The 15,919-nt window shown below is 65.7% G+C and carries 19 protein-coding genes and 1 tRNA gene; 14 read left to right on the top strand and 6 right to left on the bottom strand.

Annotated features, from left to right (window positions below):
* Window positions 1-45: 45 nt before the first annotated feature.
* Complete coding sequence (locus ASC63_RS12245; RefSeq protein ID WP_055813700.1) at window positions 46-969, bottom strand: oxidoreductase; 924 nt, start codon at window positions 967-969, stop codon at window positions 46-48.
* A gap of 102 nt (window positions 970-1,071) precedes the next feature.
* Between ASC63_RS12245 and ASC63_RS12250 the strand changes: the two genes are divergently transcribed.
* Window positions 1,072-1,941: a helix-turn-helix transcriptional regulator gene (locus tag ASC63_RS12250; protein WP_055813703.1), complete on the top strand. Its 870-nt coding sequence runs from the start codon at window positions 1,072-1,074 to the stop codon at window positions 1,939-1,941.
* A gap of 99 nt (window positions 1,942-2,040) precedes the next feature.
* Here ASC63_RS12250 and ASC63_RS12255 read toward each other — a convergent pair.
* A tRNA-Val gene (locus ASC63_RS12255) sits at window positions 2,041-2,113 on the bottom strand.
* A 134-nt stretch (window positions 2,114-2,247) separates the two neighbouring features.
* Between ASC63_RS12255 and ASC63_RS12260 the strand changes: the two genes are divergently transcribed.
* The gene (locus ASC63_RS12260; RefSeq protein WP_235492327.1) at window positions 2,248-2,577 is read left to right on the top strand and encodes a YciI family protein; all 330 of its coding nucleotides are present in this window, start codon (window positions 2,248-2,250) and stop codon (window positions 2,575-2,577) included.
* 18 nt (window positions 2,578-2,595) lie between these two features.
* On the opposite strand, the gene fliW is transcribed toward ASC63_RS12260, so the two are convergent.
* The 4 genes from fliW to ASC63_RS12280 are packed head-to-tail and all read right to left on the bottom strand — an operon-like array spanning window position 2,596 to window position 5,780.
* Entirely contained in the window at window positions 2,596-2,979 is a 384-nt protein-coding gene (gene fliW / locus ASC63_RS12265) for a flagellar assembly protein FliW (protein WP_055813710.1), read from the bottom strand.
* Window positions 2,976-3,860, bottom strand: coding sequence for a flagellar hook-associated protein FlgL (gene flgL / locus ASC63_RS12270; RefSeq protein WP_055813713.1), 885 nt, complete (start codon window positions 3,858-3,860; stop codon window positions 2,976-2,978). Before flgL ends, fliW begins: the two co-directional genes overlap by 4 nt.
* A gap of 2 nt (window positions 3,861-3,862) precedes the next feature.
* Window positions 3,863-5,284, bottom strand: a complete 1,422-nt coding sequence (gene flgK, locus ASC63_RS12275; RefSeq protein WP_055813715.1) for a flagellar hook-associated protein FlgK — start codon at window positions 5,282-5,284, stop codon at window positions 3,863-3,865.
* A gap of 10 nt (window positions 5,285-5,294) precedes the next feature.
* Window positions 5,295-5,780 (bottom strand): flagellar protein FlgN, encoded by a 486-nt coding sequence (locus ASC63_RS12280; RefSeq protein WP_055813718.1) that lies wholly within the window; start codon window positions 5,778-5,780, stop codon window positions 5,295-5,297.
* Between the two features lie 350 nt (window positions 5,781-6,130).
* Between ASC63_RS12280 and ASC63_RS12285 the strand changes: the two genes are divergently transcribed.
* The 12 genes from ASC63_RS12285 to ASC63_RS12340 all read left to right on the top strand — a co-directional run bounded on the left by ASC63_RS12285 (window position 6,131) and on the right by ASC63_RS12340 (window position 15,919).
* Window positions 6,131-6,961: a sigma-70 family RNA polymerase sigma factor gene (locus ASC63_RS12285; protein WP_055813720.1), complete on the top strand. Its 831-nt coding sequence runs from the start codon at window positions 6,131-6,133 to the stop codon at window positions 6,959-6,961.
* Between the two features lie 113 nt (window positions 6,962-7,074).
* A complete protein-coding gene (locus ASC63_RS12290) occupies window positions 7,075-7,926 on the top strand; it encodes a flagellin N-terminal helical domain-containing protein (RefSeq protein WP_055813724.1) in 852 nt (283 codons plus the stop codon).
* Window positions 7,927-8,056: 130 nt separating this feature from the next.
* Window positions 8,057-9,445, top strand: a complete 1,389-nt coding sequence (gene fliD, locus ASC63_RS12295) for a flagellar filament capping protein FliD (RefSeq protein ID WP_055813728.1) — start codon at window positions 8,057-8,059, stop codon at window positions 9,443-9,445.
* Window positions 9,433-9,882, top strand: a complete 450-nt coding sequence (fliS, locus tag ASC63_RS12300) for a flagellar export chaperone FliS (RefSeq protein WP_327063355.1) — start codon at window positions 9,433-9,435, stop codon at window positions 9,880-9,882. Before fliD ends, fliS begins: the two co-directional genes overlap by 13 nt.
* Window positions 9,875-10,177, top strand: coding sequence for a hypothetical protein (locus tag ASC63_RS12305; protein ID WP_157487669.1), 303 nt, complete (start codon window positions 9,875-9,877; stop codon window positions 10,175-10,177). Before fliS ends, ASC63_RS12305 begins: the two co-directional genes overlap by 8 nt.
* Window positions 10,178-10,337: 160 nt before the next feature.
* Window positions 10,338-10,679 (top strand): flagellar basal body rod protein FlgB, encoded by a 342-nt coding sequence (gene flgB / locus ASC63_RS12310; protein WP_055813734.1) that lies wholly within the window; start codon window positions 10,338-10,340, stop codon window positions 10,677-10,679.
* A complete protein-coding gene (locus ASC63_RS12315; protein ID WP_055813737.1) occupies window positions 10,679-11,068 on the top strand; it encodes a flagellar basal body rod protein FlgC in 390 nt (129 codons plus the stop codon). Before flgB ends, ASC63_RS12315 begins: the two co-directional genes overlap by 1 nt.
* Before the next feature lie 2 nt (window positions 11,069-11,070).
* Window positions 11,071-11,376, top strand: coding sequence for a flagellar hook-basal body complex protein FliE (gene fliE, locus ASC63_RS12320; RefSeq protein WP_055815485.1), 306 nt, complete (start codon window positions 11,071-11,073; stop codon window positions 11,374-11,376).
* On the top strand, window positions 11,376-12,971 hold the full coding sequence (gene fliF, locus ASC63_RS12325) for a flagellar basal-body MS-ring/collar protein FliF (protein ID WP_055813742.1): 1,596 nt from the start codon (window positions 11,376-11,378) through the stop codon (window positions 12,969-12,971). The genes fliE and fliF overlap by 1 nt, the downstream gene beginning before the upstream one ends.
* Complete coding sequence (gene fliG / locus ASC63_RS12330) at window positions 12,968-13,987, top strand: flagellar motor switch protein FliG (RefSeq protein ID WP_055813745.1); 1,020 nt, start codon at window positions 12,968-12,970, stop codon at window positions 13,985-13,987. The genes fliF and fliG overlap by 4 nt, the downstream gene beginning before the upstream one ends.
* A complete protein-coding gene (locus ASC63_RS12335; RefSeq protein ID WP_055813748.1) occupies window positions 13,977-14,591 on the top strand; it encodes a FliH/SctL family protein in 615 nt (204 codons plus the stop codon). Before fliG ends, ASC63_RS12335 begins: the two co-directional genes overlap by 11 nt.
* A complete protein-coding gene (locus tag ASC63_RS12340) occupies window positions 14,588-15,919 on the top strand; it encodes a FliI/YscN family ATPase (RefSeq protein ID WP_055813751.1) in 1,332 nt (443 codons plus the stop codon). Before ASC63_RS12335 ends, ASC63_RS12340 begins: the two co-directional genes overlap by 4 nt.

Genomic DNA, 15,919 nt, shown 5'->3' on the forward strand with positions numbered 1-15,919 from the left:
GGGAGCCGATCCGGCGGCGGCTCGCTTTCGCAGGCCCGGGGGTTGTTAGAGGTATGTGACGCCGGTGAGCTTCTCTGCGGCGCTCCAGAGATGCTTGCCGACGGTGGGTTCTTTCGCCTCTTTCGATGTTTCGACGCGGGCCACGTTGCCCTTGCGTTCTCCGCTTCCGCTGGGGCCGTAGAAGTCGCCGCTGCGGACGCCTGGCGCTGTCGCGGCATGGAGCTGGTTCAGGGCGCCTTGCTCCGTGGGTTGTGTGGCGACCGCGGAGAAGATCCGGCCCATCATCTGAGCCGCGGCACCGCGGTCTTTCCACGCACTGTCGATGAAGTTCGAGCGGGACAATCCGGGGTGGGCGATGGTGCTGAGGATCGGTGACCCGATTGCGCGGAGTCGACGATCGAGTTCGATTCCGAACGTCGTAGTGGCGAGCTTCGAGGCTCCGTATGCCCGGTTCGCGTTGAAGCGTTTCTCCCACTGAAGGTCATCGAAATCGAGATGGGCGCCCTTATGGGTGATGGAGCTGAGCGAGACGATGCGTGGTCCGTGACCGCGGGCAACCGTGTCGAGCAGGAGTCCCGTCAGAGCGAAGTGGCCGAGCATGTTGGTTCCGAGGTGGAACTCGAACCCGTCAACCGTGCTATGACGGCCAGCGAGGTTCTCGGCACCGGCATTGTTGATAAGAAGGTCGATAGCTTCGAACTCTGCTGCAATTATCGCCGAGAAGGTCCGCACAGAAGCGAGTGAGGCGACGTCGAGGGTGTGAACCTGGAGTCGTGCTCCCGGCACCTCCGCGCGAATGCCGTCCGCGGCGGCCTCGCCGCACGCGGGCCTGCGGACGGCCAGGATCACGTGGGCCCCGTGCCGGGCGAGTTCGGTGGCGGTGACGAGTCCGAGCCCGGAGTTCGCGCCAGTGACGATGGCAGTGCGTCCGGTCTGGTCGGGAATGTCTGATGCGGTCCAATGAGTCATAGTTGCCGACGTTACGAAAGAACTCCAGCACCTCCGTGGTCCCGCCTTGCCTAGGTCTGGAAAGACGACTCTGAGCTGGCCGTCGGAGACGAGAATGGTGCAATGACCATCGAATCGTCACCCGCTCGTGAACTCGGCCTGTTCCTACGTTCTCGGCGTGAGCAGACGACGCCGGCGCAGCTCGGTCTCGAGCCGGGCGGTAGGCGCCGCGTCGCAGGCCTTCGACGCGAAGAGGTCGCCGCGCTGGCCAGCCTCAGCACGGACTACTACCAACGCTTGGAACAGGGCAGGAATGCCCACCCGTCCGACGCGATACTCGACTCAATAGCCGAGGCCTTGGATCTCGACGACGCCGAACGTGCGCACCTGATGCGCCTGTCCCACGCTGCACGAAACCCTCCGGCGAGGCCCCGACGCCGCCCTGCCCGTGTGCCGCGGAATGCCCGCGCCCTTCTCGACTCGACAGAGCTGCCAGCGTTCATCGTCAGTGAGCACCTTGACATCCTTGCCTGGAACCCGCTTGCCGCGGAACTCCTCGGCGACCCGGAAGAACTGCCACCCGCGGAACGAAACGTGTTGCTCACCTTTTTTGAGAACGAGGCGCAGTTGCGCTTCGCCGACTGCCGCGCCATGGCGATCGAATACATCGGGATGCTCCGATCCGCCATCGCCAAGGACCCCGAACACCCCCGCGCCATCGCGATCATCGGCGCACTATCCGTACGAAGCGCCGAATTCCGCACCCTCTGGGCTCGCCACGATGTCCGGGACCACGTTGAAGGAGGAAAGACCATTCGCCACCCTCGAGTCGGCGACATCGACGTCGAATGGGATACCTACAGCCTCGCAGGCGGAGTCACCATGATCGTCATGACACCGCGACCTGGCCATGAAGACCGCCTGCGGCTGCTGGCCCTGCTTACCCCGGCGCGCTCAGCTGTCACGCTGCCCACCAATGCCCACACAACCTGACGCAAATAGGCCCGGCCGGTCAACGCACTCTCGATCTTGGCTGCCCGTACGTAGAAGCTGCCGCTCATTCTCGGGCGACATGACCGGGACGTTTTACCGTGGGCCCTACCGGGATCGAACCGATGACATCCACGGTGTAAACGTGGCGCTCTACCAGCTGAGCTAAAGGCCCATCGCATGACGCGATGCCTTGTAATAGTACAAGCTAATCGACGCACACCGATGCGTGTCGAATCGGCTCTCACCTGTTCGACGTATGGGTGTAAGGATCCGACCAGGATGCAAAGGAGACGAAAAGTGAAATTCATGCTGACGATCTATGGCAACAGCGAGGCGTGGGATGCGTTGACGGCTGCCGATATCGACGAGCGCGACCGCGTGCACAAGGCGGTTCATGACGAACTCAGGGCCTCGGGGGAGTTGCTCGCCAGTGGCGAGCTCGACAACGATGTCGCGAAAGTCGTGCGAACAGAACGCGGCACAGTGAGCGTCTCGGATGGCCCTTTCACCGAGGCGAAGGAGATGGTGGGCGGCTACTACCTGGTGGACTGCACCAGCCTCGACCGCGCGGTCGAGATTGCCGGCCGTTTCACCGAGGCGGAGTACGCACCGATCGAGGTGCGCGGCCTCGTGTGAGCCAGGGCAGGAGCTGCGTCAGGCCGCGCGGGCGGCGAGTTCGGCCCGCAGGGGCCACTCGTCGCCTTCGAGGATGATTTGTGCGGCGACACCCGTGTGCGCGTTGACGACGATGGGGGCGAGCAGGTTGACGGTGACGCCGCCATCGCCGGGGTTCGCGACGACGAGCAGGAGTACCTCCTGGGGGTCGCTTACGCCCAGCGTGGCGCACTGTTCATCGCTGAGAACGGGGGAGTAGTCGGCGAGGTAGGCCGCGGCATCCAGCACGAACAGACGTATGCCGCTGTCAGCATCCGCGGTGAGCGCGAAGAGTCCGCTGCTGCCTTCCACCTCGGTGAGCGTGAAGTCGGTCAGGGGCTCGAGTCCGAAGGGCGGCTCGACGAAGATCAGCTGTGCGCTCACTTGAGGAAGTCCATCAGGGTCGGTTGCAGAACACGGGCGGTGACGGCGAGGGCTCCCTGGTAGGTGACCGTCTGCGTCTGGAGATCGAGGATCGCCTTGGCAAGATCCACGTCCTCGACCCCGGATCTCTGGGCCTCGAGGGAGATCGATTTTTGCATGTTCGCCTCCTGGGCTTTCTGGACCTGGGATTGTCTGGTGCCGACGGATGCCTGCACCGTGAGCATGGAGTTCATGCGGTCATCGATCTCCGTCAGCCGCGGCTGCACGTTCGTGCCCGAGCGCAGGTCGGCGGCGACGTTCGTGAGTAGCGCGAAGACCGAGTCGGTTCCCGTGCCATAGACGGCAGTCCCGTCTGCATCCACCTGCACGGTTGTCGATGCGTCGATGCGGCGCTGCACCGTGCTGCCGGGGGTTCCCGTGAAGGTGAAGTCCGGGTTGAACGCGACGCCGGCATCCGAGTTGCCCGCGAATATTGTGCGGCCCTGGTAGGTGGTGTTGGCCTGCGCCAGCAGCGACTGCTTGAGGCTGTCGATCTGTGTGGCTATGGCATCCTTTGCTGCCTGGTTCATCGAACCATCGTTGGCGCCGCGCACCACCAGGTCGCGCACGCTGTGCATGATCGCGGTGCTGGAGGACAGCGTGGAATCCACCATCGTGAGCCACGAGTTGCCATCGGAGATATTGCGCCCGTACTGGGTGTTTGCGCTCACCTCGGAGTGAACGCTCAGCGACGCAGCCGTGCCACTCGGGTCGTCCGAGGGTTTGGTGATGGCCTTCAGGCTCGAGGCACGATCCTGCATGAGAGCCATGGTCGTCATATTGGCCTGCAGATTGCGATGTGCTGAGGCCATGAGGGTCTGGTTGGTGACGCGGCTGATCATGGTTACCTCCCGACCAATCCGGTGTGGTTGATGAGGGTGTCGAGCATCTCGTCGACCGCGGTCATCATGCGAGCGGCACCCTGATAGGCATGCTGGAAGGTGATCATATTCATGTTCTCTTCGTCGGTGTCGACGGATGCGTTGGCGAGTTGCATCGACGTGGCGTTCGTTGAGGCGATTCCGGCCAGAGCGGCCTGCTGAGCGTCGGTCTTGGCCGCGACGCCGATTCTCGTGACGATCGTCGACCAGGCCTTGTCGGGAGAATTGGCCGCCATGCCGATCTGGGCGATCGCGTCGGCAATGCTGCCGTCGTATCCGCCAGCGCCTGCGGCGCCCGTTGCAATGCCGTCTGCAATCGTCGGAATGACGGTAAGGCCGAGAGCAGCGGGAAGACCGCCGGTGAATCCGAAGAAGTCACCACCGGCTGCACCGGTCTGGGTGACCCCCGTGTTATGCACGGCATTCACGGCCTCCGCGAGCTGTTCGGCGAAGTCGTTGTAGGACTGCGCAGCCTCCGCCAGCGCACCACCCGTGCCGCCGTTCGTTGGCGCGAGAAGCGAAATGTTGCCGGCGATGGCCCCGCCGTCGAGCGCTATCGCTTTACCAGGCAGATCCTGCCATTCGAGGTGCACGGGAGAGCCGGCGACGCCGGCGAGTTCGCTTGAGCCGATGGCGACAATGGTGCGGGCCTTGTCGCCCGAGACGAGAGCATTGCCTGCCACGAGCACCTCGACGGTGCCATCTCCCACGTCGCGCACCGTGCCCCCGACGAGCGCCGAGAGGCTGGTCGTAAGCTGAGTGCGCTGATCCAGCATCTCGTTGACCGAGCCGCCGGCAGCCACCGTCGAGCGGATGCGCCCGTTCAACTCGGCGATCTGGGTTGCGGCGGTGTTCACCTGTGTGGTCAGGGCATCAACCTTGCCGCGGGTCTCTTTCCACTGATCGGAGACCGCGCGATAGCCCTGGGCGATTTGGGCGGTCAGGGCACCGGCCTGCTGCAGCAGCACCCCGGCCGTCGCGGGCTTGTCGACGTTGTTGGAGAGCACCTGCCAGGCGGACCAGAAGCTTTGAAGCTGGGTTGAGATGCCGTTGGCGCCGGGTTCGTTGAGGCTGGTCTCGAGTGTGCCCATTCCATCGGAACGTGCGTTCCAGTACCCGCTCGCCGAACCGGCGGTGCGCACGCGGGCATCGAGAAAGCTGTCACCGAGACGGGTGATGCTGTCGACCGAAACACCCTGGCCCGGCGTCACACCAGCGGAGAACAACCCGGTGCTGGCGACAGGCCCGATGGCAGAGGTGTTGACACGTTGGCGGGTATAACCCTCGGTGTTCGCATTGGCGAGGTTCTGCCCGACAACGTCGAGACCCTGGCGCGCCGCGACCAGGCCGGTGTATGCGGTGTTCAGCCCGCTGAAAGTACTCATTGTGGCGGCCTCACATGCTCGCGTCGAAGAGTTGGGCGTTGTGAGTGGAGATATCGGATGTGCCGCTCGCGTCGTACGTGCGGGCTTCCTTCTCGGCGCCGGCCAGCATCTCCTGCGTACTGCGCACCGCCGCCCGCAAAAACTGCTCGTTCACGTCGCGCAGCGCTCTAATCTCGGCGGTCAGTTCGGTCATCGCCTGCAGGTGCGCTGAGAAGATCTCCGCCCATACGCCTGCGGGAGCATTGGCGACGAGCTCGCGCAGGGTTGCACCCTCATCGGTTCCCCACTGCGGGGCAAGCGCCGCGACCTCGACGGTGCGTGCGAGCCCCGTCGTGCGCAACCGTTCCATCACCTGCTCCACCTCGCGGGTGGCGTGCTGTACCCAACGAGTCTTGCCCGCGGTGAGGAGCAGCTGCTCTTCTTCGAGTTTGAAGGTCAGCAGTTCCAGCAGCTCGCGCTCGCGCCAGAGCAGCGTCGACAGTTCCTGAGCGCCCACGTCTCCTCCAGCCCTGTGATGGCGTTGAACGGCGATGACCGGTTGGTCCGCCATTTGTCTCGTCCAGCAATCACTATCGGCGGGCCTGTCCCTCATGTTAGTGAGACCGTGCGCTACTGGCTGGGAATGAACGGGGAAGCGTATGCACCCCGGACTGGGGACGGCCCTAACCCCGTAGTGGGGGCGTGAGAAACCTTCAGAGTTGCTGAGAGTTCGTAAAGATAGGACGTGAGCGAACGACAACCCGAAGTCACCGCCTGAAATACCCGAAAGCATCGCCCGAGCACCGCCGCACGAACAGCTTGCCCCTAAAAACCGTCCGCCTAATTTAAGCGCCCAGGGGTCCTGTCGTGAATCGAGCTGAACGCAACACCATGGTTGTCGAGAACCTGCCATTGGTTGGGTATCTGGTCTCCGACTTGTGTGCCAGGGCAACGCATCTCTCGCGTGACGACATGGCATCCGCCGGCGCGGTGGCTCTGATTACCGCGGCCGACGCCTTCAAACCCGAACTGGGCATTCCCTTTGGGGCATACGCGCGCAAGCGCATTCTCGGCGCATTCGCCGATGAGATGCGCTCCAACGACTGGGCCACCCGATCCGCTCGCCGCCGCATCAAGGAGACGCTCTCGGTGCAGGAGACCCTGACCGCGGCGCTGGGCCGCACGCCCAACGTCGACGAGATCGCCAATGCCCTCGGCGTCGAGCGCAGTGTTGCGACCGATGCGCTGGCCGACGCCGCTCGCACCCTCTCCTCACTCGACGAGGCGACGGCCGACTTTCTGGCCTCCACGACTCCGCTGCCTGAGGAGACGCTGCTCGAGGGCGAGCAGTTGCGTTTTCTTCGTACGGCCGTCGCTGCGCTCCCCGAGAAGATGCGGTACGTGGTCGAACAGATCTACTTCGAGGACCGTTCCGTCAAGGAGATCGCCGAAGAGCTGGGGACCACGCATTCCGCGGTCTCCCAACAGCGCGCCGAGGCGATCCGCCTGCTGCGCGATGGAATGGGCACGCACTACGCGGATTCGGATGAGACGGCGTACGTGCTCGAATCCCGCATCTCGCGGGCCAGCCGGGATGCCTACCTGGGCCGCGTCGCCGAGCAAGCCGCGACCGGCCTGTCGCGGATCACCGGCGCGGGCACGAGCGGCATCGGAACCATGATGAGCCGGGCGGTCTGATCCGCAAAGATTTTGCATCGGGTTCCTAACGCCTCGGGCGCGGATGCCGATAGCTACAGATGTCGGGCCACGGATGGACCGGCTGTTTAGACCCAATCACGGAGGAATTCATCATGGGTATGCAGATCAACACCAACGTTGCGGCGCTCAACGCCTACCGCAACCTGTCCAACACGCAGAACAGCCTGTCGAGTTCGCTCGAGAAGCTGTCGAGCGGTCTTCGCATCAACCGTGCGGCGGACGACGCGGCCGGCCTGGCCATCTCGGAGGGCCTGCGTTCGCAGATCTCCGGCACCCAGGTCGCGGCGCGCAACGCGCAGGACGGCATCAGCGTCATCCAGACGACTGAAGGTGCGCTGACCGAGGTTCACTCGATTCTGCACCGCATGCGTGACCTGGCAGTTCAGGGCGCCAACGACTCGAACAACGCGACGTCGCGTGCGGCGATCAAGGGCGAGGCCGACCAGCTCGGCCAGGAGCTCGACCGTATCACCAACGGCACGAACTTCAACGGCATCAACCTGCTTGATGGCTCGGCGGGCACCGCCGGCGTGATGAAGTTCCAGGTCGGTACGGGTGGCACGGCCAATGACCAGATCAGTGTCACGCTGGGCAGCCTCACCACCTCGCTCGGCACGCTGTCTGACCCGGCCGCTGCCGCTGGTTTCGATGTCACGGATGCCACCGTGGCGCAGACGACCATCGGCACGATCGACACGGCCATCGCGGCGGTTTCCACCCAGCGCGCCAACCTCGGTGCCGTGCAGAACCGGTTCCAGTCGGCCATCAACAGCCTGAACGTCTCGGGTGAGAACCTCAGTGCTGCTGAGAGCCGCATTCGCGACACCGACATGGCGTCGGAGATGGTGAACTACACCCGCTCCAACATCCTGTCGCAGGCCGGCACCGCGATGCTCGCGCAGGCGAACCAGTCCAACCAGGGTGTGCTGCAGCTGCTGCGCTAACCCGTTCACGTTGGAACGGTAACAACCGTCCGACGGCGGTCGGGGAGGAACTGGACCTCGTCTTCGACCGCCGTCGGTCACCGCTTTTCGTATTCATCATTCGGTATTCAGCTTTTCGAGAGGGCGCGCCATGACCACCGGCATCGACGGACTCGTCAGCGGCCTCGACACGACGTCCCTGATCAACTCCCTCATGCAGGCGGAGGCCGGACCGCAGACCCTGCTGAAAAACAAGGTCACCTCCACCAACTCGCTCGTCACAGCACTACAGACCCTCAATTCGAAGTTCGCGAGCATGACCGATCTCGCGACGGCCGCGGCAAAACCGACTTCCCTCAATCTCTTCACAGCCACCAGCAGTTCCGCCGGGGTCACCGTCACGGCAGGCCCCACGGCCGCCGCCGGATCCATCGACGTTGTCGTCAATGCTCTGGCCAAGTCGCAGGTACTCGTTACCGGTGCGATGACCAGCTGGCCGAGCAGCCCGGCGACCCTCACCATCGTGGGAGCCTCGGGAACGCAGACCGAGATCTCGGCCGCCTCGAGTTCGTTCGACGACGTCGTCACGGCCATCAACACATCCGGTGCGGGGGTTTCGGCACTCAAGGTCGCGGCCGGCACTGATCCGGTGACGGGCACCGCCCAATACCGCCTTCAACTTTCCTCGACCACGACCGGCGCCGACTCCGCTTTCACGCTCTACCAGGGCAGCGCCGCCGAGGTCACGGCCGGAACGGCCACCGACGTGGCCAGCCTCGCGGGCTCGGCGGTCATCAGCACAGCGCAGGACGCCCGCATCACGCTCTGGGCGGGTACCGCCGCCGAGCAGTCCGTGACCTCTGCCACGAACACTTTTGCCGATCTGCTCCCCGGCGTGACGGCTACCGTCGGCACGGTCTCGGCCGACCCGGTCACCGTGACAATTGCGCGCGACTCGGCGGCGGCGACGAAGGTCGCCAGTACCTTCGTCGATAAACTCAACGACATCTTTGCCTTCGTGGCCGCGCAGACGGCGACCACGACGTCGACGGACAGCAGCACCGGCGCGAGTACCGTGAGCGGCGGAACGCTCTCCGGGGAGAGCTCGGTGCGTGATGCGACCCAGAGCCTCCTCAACGCGGCGTCGGCGCCGATCAACGGCCGCTCGCCGTCGGAGATCGGCATCACCATCACGAAAGACGGCAACTTCACCTTCGATGCAGATGCCTTCGCTGCGGCCATGGCGGCTGATCCCGCCAAGGTGGAGTCCATGCTGCAGGGCATCGCCAGCAATGTGGGGACCGTGGCGACGGCGATCTCCGACAAATACACCGGCACGCTGACAACGACCATCACGGGGCAGCAGTCGGTCATCAAGGACCTGAACACGCAGATCTCCGACTGGGACAGCCGCTTGGCCGACCGCCGGGCAACGCTCGAGAAGACCTACGCTGCCCTGGAGGTCTCGCTGAGCGGCCTGCAGTCGCAGTCGAGTTGGCTCACCGGTCAGATCTCCAGCCTGCCGAAGTGGCCGAGCTGATGACCATGACGATGGGCAGCGACGCGCGACGCGCACAGTACGCGAGAGACGCGGTTCTCTCGGCGAGTCCGGCGCGATTGCTGACGATGCTCTACGACCGGCTGCTGCTCGACCTGGGCCGCGCCGAGCAGGCGCAGAATGAGTCGAATTGGGCGGTGGCCACCGAGAATCTGCTGCATGCCCAGGCGATCATCGCGGAGTTGGCATCCTCTCTCAAGACGGATGCGTGGGACGGTGCCGACGGCATCCTGGCTCTCTACGACTACCTGATGACGTCGATGATCAACGCGAACATTCATCGCGATGCCGTGCGCACCCGCGAATGCATCGAACTTCTCGAGCCTCTGCGTCAGGCGTGGCACGAAGCCGCCGCGGCGCTGCCCGCGCAGCCGCCTGCACGCGGCGCCTCTGCCGGTGGGGAGCTCGGAATTGCCTGAGCAGCCGCCGAGCGGCGCAGAGTGGGCCGAGATACTGACGAGCATGGAGCGCGAACTCGCGCGTCTGCAGCAGGAACCGGCTGCCGCTGCCGTGCCGTGGACCGTTCCGGCAGCGGCAGGCCCCATTCCACCCGAGCTTGCCGATCGTGCACGCGCTCTCGCGGCCGCCCAACGGGATGTCGCCGGCGAGCTCGAGCGCGAGCGTGCGGCCACGGCACGTCACCTTTCGGCGCTGCGCTCCATTCCGGGCGTCGCTGCCCGCGGCGGCGCGGTATACCTCGACGTCACCGGCTGAGCCGGGCGAGGCATCCGTCGTCAATGGCGTGATCGGCAACAAAGTCTGCCCGTTTGGCTAACCGATCGGTCTACGCGGCCGAGAGCTATGGGGGAGCATGGATTGCTCATCATGAGGCCACGGATCGGCCGCACCGTCCCTTCGTAAGGAACGAGTAGACGTGCTCAATTCCGTGACCTCCGCCGCCCTGTCGAGCGCACTCGACGGCCTGGCGCTGCGGCAGAAGGCGATAGCCAACAACATCGCCAATGTGAACACCCCCAATTTTCATGCTGAGCGGGTGTCGTTTGAGGATGCTCTCGCCGCCTCGGTCCAGGCCGGTGACGGCACTGCCGCGGCGACCTCCCAGCGTTCGCTGGAGCCCACCCGGCTCAATGGCAACAACGTGAACCTCGACACCGAGACGCTCTCGAACATCGACACCGTGCTGCGCTACAAGTTCGCCGCACAGGCCGAAGGCAATCTCTTCAATGGCGTTCGTGCCGCGATGAGGACGAACTGATGACCTTCGACGCGATAGGCATTGCCGGAACCGGCCTGACATTGCACCGCAAGTGGCTCGATGCCATCAGCGACAACCTCGCCAACGCGAACAACGCCTCGGCAACGAGCGGGCCGGCATTCCAGGCTCGCTACATCATGGCGCAGGCCGGCGAGGGAACCTCCGGAGCCTATGTGGCGGGAACTGCCTACGGCGATGCCAACGGCGTCATCGTGAACGACCCGAACAACCCCCTGGCAGACGCCGACGGCAATGTGCGATATCCCGACGTCGATATGGCCGAGCAGATGGGCGAACTCATCATGGCGCAGCGCGGCTACCAGGCCAACGCCGCCGTGGTCGACCGTGCCAAGGAAACCTACGAAGCAGCACTCCAGATCGGGAAATGACCATGCCCATTGATGCCATCGGTTCCATTCAGGCCCTCGCGGGGGCGGGAGCAGTCACGCCGAGCATGTCTGCGGCGGCGAGCGACGGCTCGGGTTTCGCGACGGCCCTCACCGGCGCCGTCGACAACCTGCAGTCCCTGCAGTCCACCTCCGACTCGCTCGCGATCACGGCAGCGACAGGGGGCCTCGACGACATTCACAGCGCCACCATCGCGGCGACCCGTGCCCAGGTGAGCATCGAACTGGCTGCGGCGATGCGCAACAAGGCCGTTGACGCCTTCAACGAGATCATGAGGATGCAGGCCTGATGCCGGCTCCCGTCAGCTCAGCGCTGCGCCGTCTCGGCGCCAGCATTAAGGGCTTCAGCATTGCCCAGCGCACGATCGCCATCATCGGTGTCGCCGTGCTCGTCATGGGCTCGATTGCGCTCGCCAGCTGGGCGATGAAGCCGTCGTACACGCCCCTGTTCTCGGGTCTGAGCGGCGCGGACGCCAACGCCGTCGTCGAGCAGTTGCGTACCGACGGAGTGAGCTACGAACTCGCCAACGGCGGGGCCACCGTGCTCGTGCCGGAGGCCAGCGTGTACGACGAGCGCCTCAAGGCGGCCGCGGCCGGACTACCGTCGTCGAGCACGGGCGGCTACGCGCTTCTCGACAAGATGGGCGTCACCTCGAGCGAGTTTCAACAGTCGGTGACCTACAAGCGTGCCCTCGAGGGCGAGCTCGCTAAGACGATCTCTGCCATGAAGGGCGTGCAGACGGCGTCCGTGCAGCTGGCCATTCCCAAGGACACGGTCTTCTCGTCGGAGAAGAAGGACCCCACGGCATCCGTCTTCGTGGAAACCACCGCAGGGGTGACGCTCACCACCGAGCAGGTTCAGGCGATTGTGCACCTCACCAGTGCGTCGATCGACGGCATGGCACCCACGGATGTCGGCGTGATCGATTCCCGGGGCACCGTGCTCTCCGCGGTCGGCACCGGTGTAGCGGGCAGCGCGGACCAGCAGGCGGGCGACTACCAGGAGCGCGTGCGCACGGCGGTGCAGACGATGCTCGACAAGGTGGTCGGAGCCGGCAACGCGACGGTGGTGGTCGCCGCGGATGTGAACAAGGAATCCGCCACCCGCACCGAGAAGAGCTACGGAACGCCCACGAACGCGCCGGCGCTGAACGAATCCAGCAAGAAGGAGACGTACAAGGGCACCGGCGGAACGTCGGCGGGCATACTCGGACCCGACAACATCGCCGTGCCCTCGGGCGGCTCGAGCGACGGCAGTTTCGATTCCGAGAGTGTCACCAAGAACAACGCCGTCGACACGGTCACCGAGACGCGCACGATTCCTGCCGGTGCCATCTCGCGCCAGACCGTCTCCGTGGCCGTCGACTCGAAGGCCGCTCGCGACATCAATGTCAACGACCTCACCTCGCTCGTCACGGCCGCGGCCGGTGTCGACACCAACAGGGGCGACACGGTCTCGGTGAAGGTCGTCAACTTCAACACGGCGGCGGCCAAACAGGCGGCCGCGGCACTGGATGCGGCCAAGAAGCAGGAGGCGGCAGACCAGTTCAGTGGCATCCTGCAGACCGGAATGATCGTGCTCGGCATCGTTCTGACACTGGCACTTGGCCTGATCCTGTACGCGCGTCGTTCTCGCCGGCAGCACCGCGAGGCCGTCGAGGACTGGACACTGACGGATGCTCCGGCGCCGGCGATCGACGCCGCCGCACCGACGCTGCCGCTCACCGCCTCCTCGCCCTCCGAGCTGCCGACCGCAATACTCGGCACCGGCACGCCCTCCGACCTCGATCTGAAGCGCGCCGAGATCAGCGCGCTTGCCGAGCAGGACCCCTCTCGCGCCGCCGAATTCCTTCGCGGGCTCATGGATGATCGGCAGACCGTATGAGCGAGGGGACGACGGTACTGACCGGCACCCAGAAGGTCGCTGTGGTGCTGATGAACATGAGCCACGAGCAGGCCGCGCAGGTGATGCGCGAGTTCTCCGAGATCGAGGCCGAGGAGATTGCCGCGGAGCTGGTGCGGTTGCGCAAGGTGGACTCCGCTGCCGCCGAACAGGCGCTTCTCGAATTCCACGACCTCACGGTGCAGGGTGGCTGGCAGTCGCGCGGCGGGCGTGACTTCGCCACGGGCTTGCTCGAGGCATCCTTCGGCGCGGAGAAGGCAGCCGGCGTGATGAGCAGGGTCGCCTCGTCGATGGCGGGCAAGGCCTTCGAGTTTCTCGACGCGGCCGAGTCCGGCCAGATTTCGAGCCTGCTCGATGGCGAACTTCCGCAGACCATTGCGCTCGTGCTTGCGCACCTGCGGCCGGACCAGGCATCCGCAGTACTTTCGGCGCTCGTTGACCCGCTTCGCACCGATGTGGCCCAGTGCATCGCCACGATGGGCACGGCAACTCCCGAGGCGGTCAGCGTCGTCGCCGACACCCTCAAGGTGCGCGCCGGAGCCGTCGTCTCCCCGCGGGATGCCATCGAGATCGTGGGCGGCGTGCAGCCGCTGGTCGAGATTCTGAACCGTTCGGATGTCGCGATGGAGCGGGCGCTGCTCGACGGACTCGACGAGCGGGATCCCGCCCTCGCTGACGAGGTGCGTTCGCGCATGCTGACCTTCGCCGACATCGTGAAATTCGAGGCGCGTGACGTGCAGCAGGTGCTGCGCGGCATAGACGCGAATGTGCTCGCCACGGCCATGAAGGGTTCGACCGAGACCGTCACCGAGGCGATTCGCACCAATCTTTCGGAACGCAATCGCGAGCTCCTCGACGAGGAGATCGACGCGTTGGGGCCGGTTCGCGTCTCCCAGGTGGAGGAGGCGCGCGCCGAGGTCGTTCGCTCGATTCGCGACCTCGAGGCACAGGGCATTATCACCGTGCAGCGCGGCGACGAGGAAGAATATGTCGACTGACGCCGGTTTCGCGAGCCTTGCCTTTCCCTCCCTGCGCGACAGGGGCAGGGAGAGCATCGAGGCGCGGGCGCGCGTGAGCGGTCACGCCGCTGGATACGCCGCCGGGCTGAAGACCGCGGCCGTCGAGCTTGCCGAGCGTGCGGCGGCCCTCGAGGCCGACGCGCAGCGCACGGCGCTGGAGAACGCACGTCGCGTCGAGGCCGCGCTGGCCGCGCTGGATACGGCCGCCCGGGCCCTCGATTCGCGGCTTGCCCCCGTACTCCTGGATGCGCAGAGTGTGCTCGCCGCGGCGTCTGTCGACATCGCTGAGGCCATCATCGGGCGGGAACTCGCCACCACCCCCGACTCCGCGCTCTCTGCGTTGAAGAGGGCCCTCGATCATGCCGAGGCGGATGCCGTGGTCACGGTGCGTATGAGCCCCGCCGATCTCGCCTCGCTTGACGAGGAGACGCGCGCCGCCGTGGCCGTCGGAGTCAGGCTGCAGGCAGACGCGGCAATGGCATCCGGTGATGCCGTCGCCGAGTTGCCCAACGGCTACCTCGACGCGCGCATCGGCGCGGCGCTGGACCGGGTGCGCGCGGCTCTCGCGGAGGGAATCTCATGAGCCCGACGGCCACCGCCTGGCGTCCGCGGGCCGAGAACTTCGGCGCTGCACTTGCCGCAGCCCGCCCGGAACGCGTCGGAGTGGTCTCGTCAATAGTGGGCCTCGGCGTCGAGATCAGTGGCCTGCACGGTGCGATAGGCGATGTCGTGCGCATCGGGGACGGCGTCGGCGTGGAAGCCGAGGTCGTTGCGGTGACCCGCGACAGCATCCGGTGCATGCCGCTGGCCAGGATGGGCGGCCTCAACGCCGGCGCGCCCGCCCGGTCGAAGGGAACACCTGTACTGGTGCCGACCGGCGCCGGGCTCTTCGGGCGGGTTCTCGACGGGCTCGGCCGCCCCATTGACGGCAAAGGGCCGCTCAAGACAAGCGCGATGGTGCCGCTGGACCACGAGACGCCGTCGGCCATGCACCGCGCCCGCATCGACACGCCGCTGCAGCTCGGCGTGCGCGTGCTCGACACGCTTACTACCGTGGGCAAGGGCCAGCGCATGGGCCTGTTCGCCGGATCCGGCGTGGGTAAGTCTTCCCTTCTCTCAATGATCGCCCGGGGAACGAGCGCCGAGGTCTCGGTGATAGCCCTCGTGGGTGAGCGCGGCCGCGAGGTCCGCGAGTTTCTCGAGGATGACTTGGGGCCCGAGGGGCTCGCGCGTTCGATTGTGGTCGTCTCCACCTCGGACGAGCCCGCCCTCATGCGTCTGCGTGCGGCTTTCGTGGCCACCCGCATCGCTGAGTCGTTCCGCGACGAAGGCAAAGACGTCATGCTCATGATGGATTCGCTCACCCGTGTGGCGATGGCGCAGCGGGAGATCGGCCTCTCGGTGGGCGAGCCGCCCGCAACCCGGGGCTATCCACCGTCGACATTCGCTGTTTTGGCACAGCTGCTCGAGCGCGCAGGCACGGACGAGCGCGGTTCGGTCACCGGCATGTACACGGTGCTGGTCGACGGAGACGACCACAATGAGCCGGTCGCCGACTCCGCGCGTTCGATTCTCGACGGCCACGTCGTGCTCGACCGCAAGCTCGCGGTCGTCGGTCACTTTCCCTCCGTGGATGCCCTGGCCTCCATCTCCAGGGTCGCCTCCCGCGTCAATTCCCGCGAACGCACCGCCGTCGCGGGCGTTCTGCGCCGGGTGCTTGCCGCTCGGCGGTCCGCACAGGACCTGCTCGATGTGGGCGCATACCAGCGCGGCACCAACCCCCTCGTGGACGCGGCCCTCGATCACGAGGCGGCCATCGACGGCTTTCTGCGCCAGGGGATGGACGAGCAGGTGGCCGCGGATGTCGCCTGGGCGCGCCTGACCGCGCTGACCGAAGGGATGGGGATCTAG

Source organism: Leifsonia sp. Root112D2, from assembly GCF_001424905.1.
In the GTDB taxonomy this organism is placed as follows: domain Bacteria; phylum Actinomycetota; class Actinomycetes; order Actinomycetales; family Microbacteriaceae; genus Root112D2.

Excerpts from the sequence above, each read along its gene's own strand:
- ASC63_RS12335 (WP_055813748.1), top strand. The coding sequence starts at position 13,977 with ATGTCGACTGACGCCGGTTTCGCGAGCCTTGCCTTTCCCTCCCTGCGC.
- ASC63_RS12250 (WP_055813703.1), top strand. The coding sequence starts at position 1,072 with ATGACCATCGAATCGTCACCCGCTCGTGAACTCGGCCTGTTCCTACGT.
- ASC63_RS12245 (WP_055813700.1), bottom strand. The coding sequence starts at position 969 with ATGACTCATTGGACCGCATCAGACATTCCCGACCAGACCGGACGCACT.
- flgL (WP_055813713.1), bottom strand. The coding sequence starts at position 3,860 with ATGATCAGCCGCGTCACCAACCAGACCCTCATGGCCTCAGCACATCGC.
- fliF (WP_055813742.1), top strand. The coding sequence starts at position 11,376 with ATGCCGGCTCCCGTCAGCTCAGCGCTGCGCCGTCTCGGCGCCAGCATT.
- ASC63_RS12340 (WP_055813751.1), top strand. The coding sequence starts at position 14,588 with ATGAGCCCGACGGCCACCGCCTGGCGTCCGCGGGCCGAGAACTTCGGC.
- fliD (WP_055813728.1), top strand. The coding sequence starts at position 8,057 with ATGACCACCGGCATCGACGGACTCGTCAGCGGCCTCGACACGACGTCC.
- fliG (WP_055813745.1), top strand. The coding sequence starts at position 12,968 with ATGAGCGAGGGGACGACGGTACTGACCGGCACCCAGAAGGTCGCTGTG.
- fliE (WP_055815485.1), top strand. The coding sequence starts at position 11,071 with ATGCCCATTGATGCCATCGGTTCCATTCAGGCCCTCGCGGGGGCGGGA.
- ASC63_RS12290 (WP_055813724.1), top strand. The coding sequence starts at position 7,075 with ATGGGTATGCAGATCAACACCAACGTTGCGGCGCTCAACGCCTACCGC.
- ASC63_RS12260 (WP_235492327.1), top strand. The coding sequence starts at position 2,248 with ATGCTGACGATCTATGGCAACAGCGAGGCGTGGGATGCGTTGACGGCT.
- flgK (WP_055813715.1), bottom strand. The coding sequence starts at position 5,284 with ATGAGTACTTTCAGCGGGCTGAACACCGCATACACCGGCCTGGTCGCG.
- ASC63_RS12315 (WP_055813737.1), top strand. The coding sequence starts at position 10,679 with ATGACCTTCGACGCGATAGGCATTGCCGGAACCGGCCTGACATTGCAC.